We start from the raw sequence: 14,367 nt of genomic DNA on the forward strand, positions 1-14,367 counted from the left end.
TCCGGACGTCTTCGTCGGCGTCCGCCTGCGCGCGCGGTGGAGACGCCGACCCTGCGCCGGCCGATCGCGCAGGCGGAGCCCTACCGCCGCCTGGCGGACGCGATGCGCGACCAGCACGAGGTCCGGCTGACCGGCGTCGAGGGCACGCTGCTGGGCTTCGTCGGCCCGCAGCCGTTCCAGGGGATCAGCGTCGCCGGCCTGCAAACGCACGTCGTCGACACCACCGGCGGGATCGGCGGCCACGTGCTCGCCGCCTCCGGAGTCGCGGGCCTGATCGAGATCGAGCGGTACGGCGGCATCACCCTCCTCCTGCTAGAGTCGGACGACCACCCGCGAGCCGACTTGGACGCGGCGGCCGACGCCGGGATCCGCGCCGTGGAGACCGACCACCCGCCCTGAGCGGCCCTACCCTGGACGCATGCCCTCACTGCGCGACGTCCACGCCGTCATCGACCGTCTCTGGCCCGAGGCGGCCGCCGAGAGCTGGGACGCGCCCGGCCTGGTCACCGGCGACCCCGACGCCGCGGTGGAGCGGATCCTGCTCACGGTCGACGTGGTCTCCGACACCGTCGCGGAGGCCGTCGACGGCGGATACCAGCTCCTGGTCGCGCACCACCCGCTGCTGCTGCGCGGCGTCACCTCGATCGCCGAGGACGGCTACAAGGGCCGCCTGCTCGCGGACCTCGTCCGGGGCGGCTGCGCACTGATCTCGGCCCACACGAACGCCGACATCGTCGCGGACGGCGTCTCGGACGTGATCGCGACCCGCCTCGGCCTGACCGGCACGACTCCGATCGTCCCGGGCGCCGACCCGTCGGTCGGGCTCGGCCGGGTGGGCGATCTGCCCGAGGAGGTGACGCTCGGACGCCTGGCCGGAGCCGTGGCCGAGCTCCTGCCGGCCACCGCGGGGGGAGTGCGGGTCGCGGGCGCCTACGAGACACCCGTGCGCCGCGTGTCGCTCTGCGGGGGAGCGGGGGACTCCCTCCTGGACGCCCCCGCCGTCCGCACGAGCGACGTCTTCATCACCGCCGACCTCCGGCACCACCCGGCCTCCGAGGCGCGCGAGAAGGCCCTGCACGGCACCGGGCCCGCCCTCATCGACGTCTCGCACTGGGCGAGCGAATGGCTGTGGCTCGACGTCGCCGCGACCGCACTGCGGGAGGCCCTGCCCACGGTCACCGTCGAGGTGAGCGAGACCCGCACCGACCCGTGGGATTTCGCGATCGTGCACTGACCCGCCGCGGGCACGGGAGAATGGACGCGGCGCGCCCGTACTGCGCGCCGGGAACGAGGACCGCCACGTGAAAGCCAGCCCCGCACACCAGCGCGAACTCCTGACTCTGGCGAGTCTGGACACGAGGGGCGCGCAGCTGCGCCACGCCCTCGCGACGCTCCCGCAGATCGCGCGGATCCAGGCGATGCAGGCCCGCGACAACGAGACCCGCCGCTCCCTCGCCGAGCGCACAGGGCGCCTCGAGGACGTGCGCACCGAGCTCGGGCGCATCGAGTCCGACGTCAGCGTGGTCGAGAAGCGGCTCACCCGCGATCGCGACCGCCTGCAGACCGCATCCGCGGCCAAGGACATCGCCGCGCTCGAGAGCGAGATCACCTCCCTCGTGAAGCGACGGGGAGACCTCGAGGACATCGAGCTGACCCTGATGGAGCGGATCGAGGGCATCGAGTCCGAGGTCGCCGCGGCTCAGGCCGAGCGCGACGAGGTCGTCGCCTCGCTCGGGACCCTCGCCGAGGAGCGCGACGCGCAGGCCGAGAAGCTCCGCGACAAGCAGGAGGCGCTCGCCCGGGACCGGGCGGACCTGGTGACGACCCTTCCGGAGGACCTGGTCGAGCTGTACGAGAAGCAGCGCGCCCGCTACGGAGTCGGCGCGGCCCTCCTCCGCGGGAAGGTGTCGGAGGGGAGCGGCGTGGCCCTCACCGAGTCGGACCTCTCCTGGATCCGCGCCTCCGCTCCCGACGAGGTCGTCCTCTGCCCCGACAGCGGCTGCATCCTGGTGCGCGGCGAGGAGTCCACCCTCGCCTGAGCCGTACACTGGACGGGCGAACGGGCCGGCAAGACGGTCGCGTCACCGCGGCGAGAGCCGTGGTGCCGAGGAACGTCCGGGCTCCGCAGAGCAGGGCGGTGGGCAACACCCACCCGGGGCGACCCGCGAGACAGTGCCACAGAGAACAGACCGCCGTCGGCTCCGGCCGGCGGTAAGGGTGAAACGGTGGTGTAAGAGACCACCAGGGGCCGGAGTGATCCGGTCCGCTCGGTAAACCTCGCCCGGAGCAAGGTCAGACAGAGGACGATGCGGCTGCTCGTCGGGTCCTCGGGTAGACCGCTGGAGGGTCACGGCGACGTGGCTCCGAGAGAGATGGCCGTCCAGCGCCCGCCGAGAGGCGCGGCGTGAACAGAACCCGGCGTATCAGCCGACCCCTTCGCCACGAGATGCCCCGCCCCGGCGGGGCATCTCGCGTCTCCGCCGGTCGCCGAGCTCGCGCTCCCGCCCGCAGGCAGCGCGACGGCCTGCCGTGGCGGTTCCGGGGTCTCGACACACCCTTGCGCGGCTACTCGTCAAGACTGGCGCAGTCCATCTCTCGCGCTGCCTCCTGCGGACGAAGCGGTGCAGCACGGCGTCCGGCAGGCGACGGTCCCGGAGGACGGTCCTGAGACGCCGCTGCGGATCGACCGCCGAGGACCAGGTGCCCCCGCCCCCGTCCTGGCTCACCGCGACCGCTGAACCCTGAAAGTCTGATCACGTCCGTCCGCCATGGCGCCACGCACCAGGCGAACCGGCGAAACGCGTGCCAGCGTTTCGTAGTAGCCGTCCGCACCCCGCTCCCCGGAACGCGTCACCTCCCGAGGCCGACCGCGCCTCGGCGGGCGGGGACCGCCGAGGAAAAAGACTCAGCCCCGTCCTGCGAGCGCGGCCGCGCCGAGGATGCCGGCGTTGTTGCGGAGCGCCGCCGGGATGATCGGGGTGCGCAGGTCGAGCAGCGGGAGGAACTCGTCGTGGTGCTTGGAGATGCCGCCGCCGACGATGAAGAGATCGGGCCAGAGCAGCGCCTCGAGGTGGGAGTAGTAGCGCTGCAGGCGCTTCGCCCAGTGCTTGTAGTCGAGGTCGTCGCGCTCCTTGGCGGCGAACGAGGCCTTCTTCTCGTAGTCGCCGCCGTGGATCTCGAGGTGGCCGAGCTCAGCGTTGGGGATGAGGATCCCGTCGTGGATCTGCGCCGTCCCGATGCCGGTGCCGAGGGTGGTCATGATGACCAGGCCCTCCTTGTCCTTCGCCGCTCCGAAGCGCGACTCGGCGTAGCCCGCCGCATCGGCGTCGTTCACGAAGAAGATGTTCCGGCCGATCGCGTCCTCGAACAGCTTTTCGGCCTCGAGGCCGATCCACTCGTCCGACACGTTCGCCGCCGACATCGTCCGTCCGTGGACGACGACGGCGGGGAAGCAGATGCCGACCGGGGTGTCCGAGGGCAGGTCCGGGATCTTCTCGAGGATCTGCTGGACGGTGGCGACGATGTCCTTCGGCGTGCCGCCCGGGGGAGTGGCGAGCTTCATCCGGTCGCTGAGCAGAGTGCCCGCGGCCAGGTCCACCGAGGCCCCCTTGATGCCCGTTCCCCCGATGTCGATTCCGATGGCGGTCGCCGCAGCAGTCATAGCGGCCATGCTAGCGAAGGGCGGGGGTGCGGACCGACGCGGGCTGCGGCGTAGGATCGCGGCATGGCTGACGGCGACGCGAACTCCTGGTGGTACAACCTCAAGGCCGGCACGGTGGAGCAGGGATTCGTGTCCCCCTCCGTCGACCGGGTGGGACCCTTCTCCTCTCGCGAGGAGGCGGAGCACGCCCTCGAGCGGCTGCACGAGAACAGCCGCAAGTGGGCCGAGGAGGACGCCGCCGAGGACCGCTGACCGCGGCTACTCGTAGCTGTGCTCGGCGCCGGGGTAGGCGCCGGACTCCACTTCGTCCCGGTACGCGGTGACCGCTCCGGTGAGCACGCCGCGCAGATCCGCGTACTGCTTCACGAAGCGGGGGATGCGGCCGGTGGTGAATCCGGCGAAATCCGTCCACACGAGCAGCTGTCCGTCGACGTGCGGTCCCGCTCCGACTCCGATCGTCGGGATGCGCAGCTCCTCCGTCACCTGACGTGCCGCGTCCGCGGGCACCATCTCGAGGACGACGGCGAACGCCCCTGCCTCCTGGACGGCGCGCGCGTCGGCGAGCAGCTGCTCGATGCCCTCGCCGCGCCCCTGGACCATGTGACCGCCGAGCCCGTGCTCGCTCTGCGGCGTGAAGCCGATGTGCGCCATCACGGGGATGCCCGCCTCGACGATGCGCCGGATCTGCTCGGCGGAGCGGACTCCGCCCTCGAGCTTCACCGCGTGCGCGTGCGTCTCCTTCATGAAGCGGAACGCCGTGTGCAGCGCGTCGTCGGCACCCGACTCGTAGGAGCCGAAGGGCATGTCGGCGACGACGAAGGCGCGCTCGACGGCTCCGGCGACGGCACGCGCCAGCGGGATGAGCTCGTCGACGGTGACGGGCAGAGTGGTGTCGTAGCCGAGCACCGTGTTGCCGGCGGAGTCGCCCACGAGGAGGAAGTCGATCCCGGCGTCGTCGAAGATCTTCGCCGTCAGCTGGTCGTAGCTGGTCAGCCCGGTGATGCGGACACCGGAGTCCTTCGCGTTCTGGAAGTGGCGGGTTCGAACGCGTTTCACGGGCTGCGCTGACATGGGCGCCAGTCTACGGCGCGCCTCGGGCGCCCCGCGGGCCCCGGTCGGAGGCAGTAGCCTGAGGGTCGAAACAGGAGGGGTCTGGATGGACAAGCAACGGGACTTCGTTCTTCGCACCATTGAAGAGCGAGGGATCAAATTCGTTCGCCTCTGGTTCACCGATGTCGTCGGCACGCTGAAGTCGGTCGCGATCGCGCCGGCCGAGGTGGAGGGCGCGTTCGCGGAGGGGCTCGGCTTCGACGGCTCCGCCATCGAGGGCCTCACCCGCTCCTTCGAGGCCGACGTCCTCGCGCATCCGGACCCGTCGACCTTCCAGATCCTCCCGTGGCGCGGAGAGATCGACCCGACGGCGCGGATGTTCTGCGACATCACGACGCCCGACGGCCAGCCCGCCGTCGCCGACCCGCGCAACGTGCTCAAGCGCACGCTGGCGAAGGCGGCCGAGCGCGGGTTCACCTTCTACACGCACCCCGAGATCGAGTTCTACCTCCTCAAGTCGTCGTCCTTCGGCGCCGAGGGTCCGGAGCCGGTCGACTCCGCCGGGTACTTCGACAACGTCCCCGGAGGCACGGCGCACGACTTCCGCCGCCGCTCCGTGCGCATGTTGGAGGATCTGGGCATCTCGGTCGAGTTCAGCCACCACGAGGCGGGCCCCGGCCAGAACGAGATCGACCTCCGCTACGCGGACGCGCTCACCACGGCCGACAACATCATGACCTTCCGCACCGTGATCAAGGAGGTGGCGATCGAGCAGGGCGTCTACGCGACGTTCATGCCGAAGCCGCTCTCCGGGCACCCCGGCTCGGGCATGCACACGCATCTCTCGCTCTTCGAGGGCGACGTGAACGTGTTCTACGAGCAGGGCGCCCAGTACCAGCTCTCGAAGCTCGGCCGTCAGTTCATCGCGGGCCTGCTCAAGCACGCCCCCGAGATCACCGCCGTGACGAACCAGTTCGTCAACTCCTACAAGCGGCTCTGGGGCGGCGACGAGGCGCCCAGCTACGTCTCGTGGGGCCACAACAACCGGTCCGCCCTCGTGCGCGTTCCGCTTTACAAGCCCAACAAGGGGCAGTCGTCGCGCATCGAGTACCGGGCGCTGGACTCCGCGGCGAACCCCTACCTGGCGTACTCGCTGCTCCTGGCGGCCGGGCTCAAGGGCATCGAGGAGGGCTACGAGCTCCCGGCCGAGGCCGAGGACAACGTGTGGGCCCTCTCGGACGCGGAGCGCCGGGCGCTCGGCTACGGCGCCCTGCCCGCCAGCCTCGACCGCGCCATCTCGCTGATGGAGGAGTCCGAGCTCGTGGCCGAGACGCTGGGCGAGCAGGTGTTCAACTTCGTGCTGCTCAACAAGCGGAAGGACTGGGCCGAGTACCGCGCCCAGGTCACGCCGTACGAGCTGCGCAGCAACCTCGAGATGCTCTGACGCCTCGGCCATGCCCCGTGAACGCTCCCTCCGCGATATCGCACGCCTCGGCTTCGCCGCGCTCGGCGAGACCGGGGCGCGGCTGGCCGAGGCGGAGGAGCTCGCCGGGCGGCAGCTCGAGTCGGTGCTGCCCTCCTTCGCCCGGGTGGCGGACCCGGACGAGGCGCTGCTCGCTCTGATCGACCTGCTGCGGCGGCACCGCGACCGCATCGACGCGGTCCTCGCCGACGACGAGGCACTGACCCGGCTGCTTCTGGTGGTGGGGGCCTCCTCCGGCCTCGCCGACTTCCTCCAGCGCCGGCCCGACGAGCTGGCCAGCGTGCTCGAGCCGGTGCGCACGCTCCCCGGGCGCGCCGAGATGAAGGCCGAGCTGCTCGAGTCGGTCGGCGCCGTCGACGGCTTCTCGTCGCTCCGGGAGGAGGCGGGCTGGACGGCGCTGCGCGTCCGGTACCGCCGCCTCCTCACCAGGATCGTCGTCCACGATCTGAGCCAAGCCGACCCCGTCGCGGCGATCGACCGGGTGACGAGGGCGCTGGCCGACCTCGCCGGAGCCGCGCTGGAGGCGTCCCTCGCCGTGGCGCGGACCGAGCTGGTCGAGGGCACGGGCCCAGGCCGCTTCGGCCGGGACGAGGTCGCCGCCACCCGCTTCGCCGTCATCGGCATGGGCAAGGCGGGAGCGTCCGAGCTCAACTACGTCAGCGACGTCGACGTGATCTTCGTCGCCGAGGGCGACCCGGAGAAGGAGCTGACGAACGCCCGTGCGATCGACGTCGCCACCCGGCTCGCCGTGCTCCTCATGCGCGGGACCTCTGCGCTGGCGATGGAGCCGGAGCTCTGGGAGGTCGACCCGAACCTGCGCCCGGAGGGCAAGCAGGGCGCGCTCGTGCGCACCCTCGAGTCGCACATCACCTACTACGACCGGTGGGCGAAGAGCTGGGAGTTCCAGGCGCTGCTCAAGGCGCGTCCGCTCGCCGGCGACCAGGAGCTGGGGCGGGCGTACGTCGACGCGGTCGCGCCCAAGGTCTGGTCGAGCGCCTCCCGCGAGAACTTCGTCGAGTCGGTGCAGCGGATGCGGGAGCGGGTCACCGAGAACATCCCGCAGAACGACGTCCACCACCAGATCAAGCTCGGGCCCGGCGGCCTGCGCGACATCGAGTTCACGGTGCAGCTGCTCCAGCTCGTCCACGGGCAGACCGACGACGAGATCCGCATGCCCGGGACTCTCCTCGCCCTGGGCGCCCTCGCCGACCGCGGGTACATCGGCCGCTCCGCCGCCGAGGAGTTCGCGCAGGACTACCGGGCACTCCGGCTGCTCGAGCACCGCCTCCAGCTGCGGCGCCTTCGGCGTACGCACCTGATGCCGCGGGACGAGCACGAGCTGCGGACCCTCGCCCGCTCCAGCGGGCTCGCCCGCACGGCGGAGGAGCTGCTGAGCGTCTGGAACGGGATCAAGCACCGCGTCCGGGGCCTGCACGAGCGCCTGTTCTACCGTCCGCTGCTCTCCGCGGTCGCCGCGCTCTCCGACGGCGGTGCCGAGCTGTCCACCGGCCAGGCGGAGGCGCGCCTCGCCGCCATCGGCTTCGCAGACGCCCGCGGGGCGCTCGGTCACATCGCCGCGATGACCTCGGGCGTCTCGCGCCGCGCGAGCATCCAGCGCCACCTCGTGCCGGTGATGCTGCAGTGGTTCGCCGACGGACCGGACCCCGACTACGGCCTGCTCGCGTTCCGGCGCCTCAGCGACGCACTGGGCGGGACGCCCTGGTTCCTCCGGATGCTGCGCGACTCGTCCGGAGCCGCCAAGCGGCTCACCACGGTGCTCTCCGGATCGCGCTTCGTCGGCGAGCTGCTCGACCGCATCCCGGAGTCGGCGGCCTGGCTCGAGGACGACGACGCCCTCCGCCCCCGCAGCGCCGCCCAGCTCGCCGAGGAGGTGCGCGCCGTGCTCGCCCGGCACGAGACGCCCGACGCGGTCGCCTCGGTCCTCCGCTCGATGCGCCGGCGCGAGGTGCTGCGGACCGCCATGGGTGGCGTGCTCGGCCTCAGCTCGATCGAGGAGATCGCGACCAGCCTCACCGACATCATCAGCGCACTGCTGGGCGGCGTGCTCGCCGCCATCCGGCGCGGCAGTGCGACCCGGCCCGGCGCCGACGCGGAGTTCGCGATCATCGGCATGGGCCGGTACGGAGGGGCGGAGCTGGGGTTCGGCTCCGACGCCGACGTGATGTACGTCCAGCGACCCGGCACCGCCGAGCCGCACCAGGCCCAGCTCTACTCGCAGTTCGTCGTCGCCGAGCTGGTCCGGCTCACGGAGGACTCCCGCCTGCCACTTGATCTCGACGCCGACCTGCGGCCCGAGGGCAAGAACGGGCCGCTCGTGCGCTCCCTCGACTCCTACCGCGCCTACTACGCCCGCTGGTCGCTGACGTGGGAGGCGCAGGCGCTGCTCCGGGCGCGGGGAGTAGCGGGGGACCAGGCGCTCATCGAGGACTTCGAGGAGTTGGCCGACGGGGTCCGCTACCCGGGAGCGGTCTCCGACCGTGACATCCGCGAGGTGAAGCGGATCAAGGCACGGGTCGAGAGCGAGCGTCTGCCGCAGGGCGCCGACCCGCGCCGTCACCTCAAGCTCGGCCGCGGATCGCTGAGCGACGTCGAGTGGCTGGTGCAGCTCCTCCAGCTGCAGCACGCGCGGCGGACCCCGGCGCTCCGGACGACCTCGACCCTCACCGCCCTCGCGGTCGCGGAGGAGGAGGGCATGATCGGCCCGCAGGACGCGGATCGGCTGCGCGCCGCGTGGATCCTCGCGTCCCGTGTCCGCTCGGGCACCACGCTCTGGGGCAACCGCACCAGCGACGTCCTCCCGACCGACCGCCGGCAGCTCGAGGGCGTCGCGCGCCTGCTGGAGTACCCGGCCGGGTCCGCGACGGCGCTCGAGGACGACTACCTCGGCGTGACCCGCCGCTCCCGCGCGGTCTTCGAGCGCCTGTTCTACGGGCCGGCCGCGGGAGACGCTTCCTCCTACCGCTGACGCCCGCGCGCCGGGGACGGCGAAGGGCCGCCCCTCCGAGGAGGAACGGCCCTTCGGCAGTGCTGCGGGATCAGACCCCGTAGTACAGCTCGAACTCGAACGGGTGAGGACGCTGCGCGAGGGGCTTGATCTCCTTCTCGCGCTTGTACTCGATCCAGGTGTCGATGAGCTCCTGAGTGAACACGCCGCCCTGGAGGAGGAAGTCGTGGTCGGCTTCGAGGGCGTCGAGCGCCTCGCCCAGGGTCGCGGGGACCTGCGGGATGAGCTTCGCCTCCTCGGGAGGCAGCTCGTAGAGGTCCTTGTCGACCGGCTCGTGCGGCTCGATGCGGTTCTTGATGCCGTCGAGGCCCGCCATCAGCTGGGCGGCGAACGCGAGGTACGGGTTGCCGGAGGCGTCGGGCGCACGGAACTCGATGCGCTTGGCCTTCGGGTTCGTGCCCGTGATCGGGATGCGGATGGACGCGGAGCGGTTGCCGGCCGAGTAGACCAGGTTGACCGGCGCCTCGAAGCCCGGGATCAGGCGGTGGTACGAGTTGACCGTCGGGTTCGTGAACGCGAGGACGGCGGGGGCGTGCTTGAGCAGGCCGCCGATGTACCAGCGCGCCAGGTCCGAGAGACCGCCGTAGCCGTTCTCGTCGTAGAAGAGCGGCGTGCCGTCGTTCCACAGCGACTGGTGGGTGTGCATGCCCGAGCCGTTGTCGCCGAAGAGCGGCTTCGGCATGAACGTGGCGGTCTTGCCCCACTGCTCGGCCGTGTTCTTGACGATGTACTTGAACTTCAGGATGTCGTCCGCCGCGTGGACCATCGTGTCGAAGCGGTAGTTGATCTCGGCCTGGCCGCCGGTGCCCACCTCGTGGTGCGAGCGCTCGAGGATGAGGCCGGCGTCGATCAGCTTGAGGCAGATGTCGTCGCGGAGGTCGGCCTGCTTGTCGACGGGGCTCACCGGGAAGTAGCCGCCCTTGTAGGGCGTCTTGTTGCCGAGGTTGCCGCCCTCCTCGACGCGTCCCGAGTTCCAGGCGCCCTCGACCGAGTCGACGGAGTGGAACGCGGAGTTCTGCGTGATCTCGTAGCGGACGTCGTCGAAGATGTAGAACTCCGCCTCGGGAGCGAAGAACGCGGTGTCGGCGATGCCGGTCGACGCGAGGTACTTCTCGGCCTTCTTCGCGACCTGACGCGGGTCCTTGGAGTAGATCTCGCCGTTGCGCGGGTTGTAGATGTCGAAGACGAGGATCAGCGTGCGCTCGACGCGGAACGGGTCCACGTAGGCGGTGGTCACGTCAGGGATCAGCTGCATGTCCGATTCGTGGATGTTCGCGAATCCGCGGATCGAGGACCCGTCGAAGAGCTGACCGACGGAGAAGAACTCCTCATCGACAGTCGAGGCGGGGATGTTGAAGTGCTGCTGGACACCGGGGAGATCGGTGAACCGGATGTCGAGGAACTTGACGTCCGTGTCCTTGATGAACGAGAGCACCTCGGAAGAATCTTTAAACATGCAAAGGTCTCCAATGGCGTGACGGGGTGCTGCAGAGCGCAGCCGTTCCAGGGTAGTGACGGCGGGTTTCCCCACCGTGTCCCTGTTGTTTCCGACATGTTACGGGGCCGGTCCGGGGTCGGGCTCCACGTCGTCTGCCGGACCACCCGCTCCTCGGTCCGCTCCGAGACGCCGCGGATAGGATCGGAGGATGCCAGCCGCCGACCGCAGGACCTTCGCCGACGCCGCCCCGAGCTCGTACCCGGGGGAGCGTCTCGGCCTCCCCCGAGAGGGCCGCCTCTCGGTCGGACGGTCCGGCCGCCGCATCGCCGCCCTGGCCGTCGACTTCGCCGTCGCCGCTCTGCTGTCGCTCGCGTTCTTCGACTACGACCGCTGGGCGAGCCTGCTGCTGTTCGTCCTGCTGCAGGTCGTCTTCATCCCCACCATCGGCGGCAGCATCGGGCACCGCCTGCTCGGGATGCGCGTCATCCGTCTCGGCGGGGGCTGGGTCGGCGTGTGGCGTCCGATCGTGCGCTCTGTGCTGCTGGCCGTGCTGGTGCCGGCGCTCGTCTGGGACTCGGACCAGCGCGGCTTCCACGACAAGGTGGCCGGGACGGTTCTCGTCCGCTACTGACTCGCGCCGCAGACGCGACAGGCCGGCCGGGAGAGATCCCGACCGGCCTGTCGCGTCGTGCGTCAGCGCGATCGCTGAGGGCGCACCTTGAAGGGGTCGACGCCCTTCGGGATGGGCAGCGACGTGTTGAGCGAGGAGAGCCGGTTCTTCACCGCGAGGACCTCGGCCTTGGTGAGGACCTTCTTCGTCTTCGAGAGGCGGCTCGGCACCTTGTGCAGCGGAGTCGCATCGGCGTCGGAGCCGACGTGCACGAAGGTGACGGGGACGTTCGGCAGGATCCGCGACACCTTGCGCCGCTCGTCCTCGAGCATGCGCTTGGTCCGGGAGGCGGGGCCCTCCGCGATCAGCACGACGCCTCCGCGGCCGACGGCGCGGTAGACGGCGTCCTGGGTCTTACCGTTGACGGCGACGGGCATCTCCCCGCCGGTCCAGGTGCCGCGCAGTCCGCTTCGCAGGACGGCGCCGACCGCGCCGGGCTGCCCGGCGATCTGCCCGTAGGCGGCGCGCTCGGCGCGACGCGAGAGCACGGCGAGTCCGGCGACCAGGCCGGCCATCACGCCCACGATGATCCACAGCGCGATCACGAAGCCGTTGCCGTTGCCGAGCAGGATGCCGAGGAGCACGCCGAGCAGGATCGGGAGCAGGAGCGCGAGGAGGATGATCCAGACGGCGCTGCTGTCGTAGCGGCGGGTCATCTGGAACACCTGCCACATCTGCTTGAGACGTCCGGGTTCCTTGACCGCCCTCGTCGACGGTTCCGTGCTGCGTGCCATGACGTCAAGGATACCGAGCGGGAGCGCGGCGGCGGACCCCGGACGCGGATCCGACTCCTCCACAGAGGGCACGTGCGCCGATCCGTCCACCGATCGGGATCGACGGGCGTCCTCCGCCCCGACCTGCGGTCAGGCTCGCCTCATGACGAGCAGCGGGACGGCCCAGGGCCGGAGGATCGGCGGAGTGCGGACGGGGAGGCGGCGGACGCCTGCGCCGAATGCCGCACCGCCGGCCGAGCGGACGATGCGGCCGCGGGAGGCCGAGGCGCTACAGGTGTCGGCGGTGGCTCGGCTCGCCGAGCACCGCCACCGCGAACGCATCGTCCGGGTGGAGTCGTCTCCGAGGAGGCGCATCGTCTCGACCGCCCCTCCCGTCGTCGCCACACTCGAGAGGTTCCTGTGGGTCGAGCGGGGAATCGCACTCGGCGCCGCGGTCACCCTCCTCGCCCCCGTGGTGGGCGCGGTCCGGTCGGCCGCGCTCGAGGGAGCATGGCTGGCTCCGACGACGGACGACATCGGCCTGACGGAGGAGGGTCGGCCGCTGCTGCTGCTGACGACGCCCGCCGTCGACACCCCGCGTGCGGCGCGCGACGCGCTGCAGCGGGTCCTGGAGCGCCTCGGGATGCTCTGCCCGGAGCTGCCGGTCGCCGCCCTCGCGCGGCACCGCGACCTGCTGGCGCTGGAGGGCAACCTCTACGGACTCGCGGATCCGCAGGGGATAGGCGAGGCGGTGCGGGCGCTGCCGACGTCCGGCGCGGGTGCACGGGGTCGGGAGGCGGTGCCTGCTCCGGCTGCCCGGCATCGGCGGGTCCATCCGCTCGACGGCTGGCAGGACCGCCTCCGGGCGTTCGTCGTCCGGCGTCGGGGACCGCTCTCGGTCGGGACGGCGATCGTGCTGGGAGCGGTGCTCGCCGGTTCGCTCGCGGGCGGGCCCGATCGGCAGGTGCAGGATGCGGAGGCGTCGACCGCAGCCGCGCCCGTTCCGGCTCGGTCGGCTCCGCCGGCGGTGGCGACCGCGGCACCGCCGGCTCCGGTCGCGGCGACCTCACTCGACGCCGAGCAGGCGGCGGAGGTGCTGATCGACGCGGTGCGCGCGTGCGGGGACCGGGGGTGCGCCCGCGGTCTGGTCACGGCGGACTCGCCGCTCGGCGACGCAGCGGACGGCCCCGCCTCCGCTGTCCCGGCGACGGGGGAGGCGTCGGCCGTCCTCGTCGACGTGAACGGGGCATCGGCGGTCGTGCACCTCCGGACGGCCCCGGGGACGACAGCGGCCTCCGTCCTGATCATCAGGACGGAGGCCGGCTGGCTCATCCGCGACGTCTACACCGGAGCGGCCTCGTGAGAGGCGCGCTCAGGGGGAGCGTCTCAGATGCCGAGGTCGTTCTCGAACGAGCCCTCCTCGAGGCGCTCCTTGATCGCGACCAGGAAGCGCGCCGCGTCGGCTCCGTCGACCGTGCGGTGGTCGTACGAGAGCGCGAGGAAGACGGTCGAGCGGATCGCGATGGCGTCAGCACCGTCCACCTGCACGACGGCCGGCTTCTTGGTGACGATGCCGGTGCCGAGGATCGCGGTCTGCGGCAGGAACACGACGGGAGTGTCGAACAAGGCCCCGCGCGAACCGGTGTTGGTCAGCGTGAAGGTGCCGCCGGCGAGCTCGTCGGGCTTCAGCTTGTTGTTGCGGGTGCGCTCGGCCAGGTCTCCGATGGTGGAGGCGATCTGCGCGAGGTTCAGCTCGGACGCGTTCTTGAGGACCGGGGTCAGCAGGCCGCGCTCGGTGTCGACAGCGATGCTGATGTTCTCGTGGTCCGGGTAGACGATCGACTCGCCGTCGAGGGTCGAGTTGATCACCGGGTAGGCCTTGAGCGCCTCGGCCGCCGCGAGGGCGAAGAACGGGAGGAAGGACAGCTTGGCGCCGGTCTTCTCCTGGAAGCTCTTCTTGACCGAGTCGCGGAAGCGGGCGACCGCCGTGACGTCGACCTCGATGACCGAGGTGAGCTGGGCGCTCGTCTGCATCGACTCGACGGCGCGCTGCGCGAGGACCTTGCGCAGGCGCGACATCGGCTGCGTGGTGCCGCGGAGGGGGGAGGTCTCGAGCGGGGTGCGCGCGGCCTTGGCGGCGGCGGCGGCGGGCGCCGAGACCGGGGCGGCCGGAGCCGACTTGGCGGCCTCGACCGCGTCGAGGACGTCCTGCTTGCGGATGCGGCCGCCGACTCCGGTTCCCGTGAGGGTGGAGAGGTCGATACCGTTCTCGCCCGCGAGCTTGCGCACGAGCGGGGTGACGTAGCCGGGGTTGGAGTCGGTGGGCT

13 protein-coding genes and 1 other RNA gene are annotated in these 14,367 nt (G+C 71.4%); 9 read left to right on the forward strand and 5 right to left on the reverse strand.

Translation table 11 applies throughout. The annotated features are described in order from the left end of the window. Positions 1-36: 36 nt before the first annotated feature. The 4 genes from C5C56_RS17770 to rnpB all read left to right on the forward strand — a co-directional run bounded on the left by C5C56_RS17770 (position 37) and on the right by rnpB (position 2,439). The gene (locus tag C5C56_RS17770; protein ID WP_181127872.1) at positions 37-399 is read left to right on the forward strand and encodes an acetolactate decarboxylase; all 363 of its coding nucleotides are present in this window, start codon (positions 37-39) and stop codon (positions 397-399) included. Between the two features lie 19 nt (positions 400-418). Further along, entirely contained in the window at positions 419-1,234 is an 816-nt protein-coding gene (locus C5C56_RS06725; RefSeq protein WP_104226714.1) for a Nif3-like dinuclear metal center hexameric protein, read from the forward strand. Positions 1,235-1,301: 67 nt separating this feature from the next. Then, the gene (locus C5C56_RS06730; RefSeq protein ID WP_104226713.1) at positions 1,302-2,039 is read left to right on the forward strand and encodes a zinc ribbon domain-containing protein; all 738 of its coding nucleotides are present in this window, start codon (positions 1,302-1,304) and stop codon (positions 2,037-2,039) included. 21 nt (positions 2,040-2,060) lie between these two features. Beyond that, positions 2,061-2,439: RNase P RNA component class A (gene rnpB, locus C5C56_RS06735), an RNA gene on the forward strand. Between the two features lie 466 nt (positions 2,440-2,905). Here rnpB and ppgK read toward each other — a convergent pair. Beyond that, positions 2,906-3,661, reverse strand: a complete 756-nt coding sequence (gene ppgK, locus C5C56_RS06740; RefSeq protein ID WP_104239180.1) for a polyphosphate--glucose phosphotransferase — start codon at positions 3,659-3,661, stop codon at positions 2,906-2,908. 63 nt (positions 3,662-3,724) lie between these two features. On the opposite strand from ppgK, the gene C5C56_RS06745 reads away from it, so the two are divergent. Further along, positions 3,725-3,913, forward strand: coding sequence for an SPOR domain-containing protein (locus C5C56_RS06745; protein ID WP_104223671.1), 189 nt, complete (start codon positions 3,725-3,727; stop codon positions 3,911-3,913). A gap of 6 nt (positions 3,914-3,919) precedes the next feature. On the opposite strand, the gene panB is transcribed toward C5C56_RS06745, so the two are convergent. Further along, entirely contained in the window at positions 3,920-4,732 is an 813-nt protein-coding gene (gene panB, locus C5C56_RS06750) for a 3-methyl-2-oxobutanoate hydroxymethyltransferase (RefSeq protein ID WP_104288256.1), read from the reverse strand. An 85-nt stretch (positions 4,733-4,817) separates the two neighbouring features. Between panB and C5C56_RS06755 the strand changes: the two genes are divergently transcribed. Both C5C56_RS06755 and C5C56_RS06760 read left to right on the forward strand, forming a co-directional pair. Next, complete coding sequence (locus tag C5C56_RS06755) at positions 4,818-6,155, forward strand: glutamine synthetase family protein (protein WP_068253236.1); 1,338 nt, start codon at positions 4,818-4,820, stop codon at positions 6,153-6,155. 10 nt (positions 6,156-6,165) lie between these two features. After that, positions 6,166-9,180, forward strand: coding sequence for a bifunctional [glutamine synthetase] adenylyltransferase/[glutamine synthetase]-adenylyl-L-tyrosine phosphorylase (locus C5C56_RS06760; protein WP_104319282.1), 3,015 nt, complete (start codon positions 6,166-6,168; stop codon positions 9,178-9,180). A 70-nt stretch (positions 9,181-9,250) separates the two neighbouring features. Here C5C56_RS06760 and glnA read toward each other — a convergent pair whose 3' ends face one another. After that, positions 9,251-10,675, reverse strand: a complete 1,425-nt coding sequence (gene glnA, locus C5C56_RS06765; protein WP_104223668.1) for a type I glutamate--ammonia ligase — start codon at positions 10,673-10,675, stop codon at positions 9,251-9,253. Positions 10,676-10,865: 190 nt separating this feature from the next. On the opposite strand from glnA, the gene C5C56_RS06770 reads away from it, so the two are divergent. Continuing rightward, the gene (locus C5C56_RS06770; RefSeq protein ID WP_104223667.1) at positions 10,866-11,288 is read left to right on the forward strand and encodes an RDD family protein; all 423 of its coding nucleotides are present in this window, start codon (positions 10,866-10,868) and stop codon (positions 11,286-11,288) included. 62 nt (positions 11,289-11,350) lie between these two features. On the opposite strand, the gene C5C56_RS06775 is transcribed toward C5C56_RS06770, so the two are convergent. After that, a complete protein-coding gene (locus C5C56_RS06775; protein ID WP_104288274.1) occupies positions 11,351-12,061 on the reverse strand; it encodes a DUF4191 domain-containing protein in 711 nt (236 codons plus the stop codon). 274 nt (positions 12,062-12,335) lie between these two features. On the opposite strand from C5C56_RS06775, the gene C5C56_RS06780 reads away from it, so the two are divergent. Further along, positions 12,336-13,403, forward strand: coding sequence for a hypothetical protein (locus C5C56_RS06780; protein WP_104288257.1), 1,068 nt, complete (start codon positions 12,336-12,338; stop codon positions 13,401-13,403). A 23-nt stretch (positions 13,404-13,426) separates the two neighbouring features. Here C5C56_RS06780 and sucB read toward each other — a convergent pair. After that, a partial coding sequence (sucB, locus tag C5C56_RS06785; RefSeq protein WP_104319283.1) for a 2-oxoglutarate dehydrogenase, E2 component, dihydrolipoamide succinyltransferase occupies positions 13,427-14,367 on the reverse strand: 941 nt, incomplete at its 5' end.

It is taken from the genome of Rathayibacter sp. AY1D1 (assembly GCF_002932635.1).
Classification (GTDB): Bacteria; Actinomycetota; Actinomycetes; order Actinomycetales; family Microbacteriaceae; genus Rathayibacter.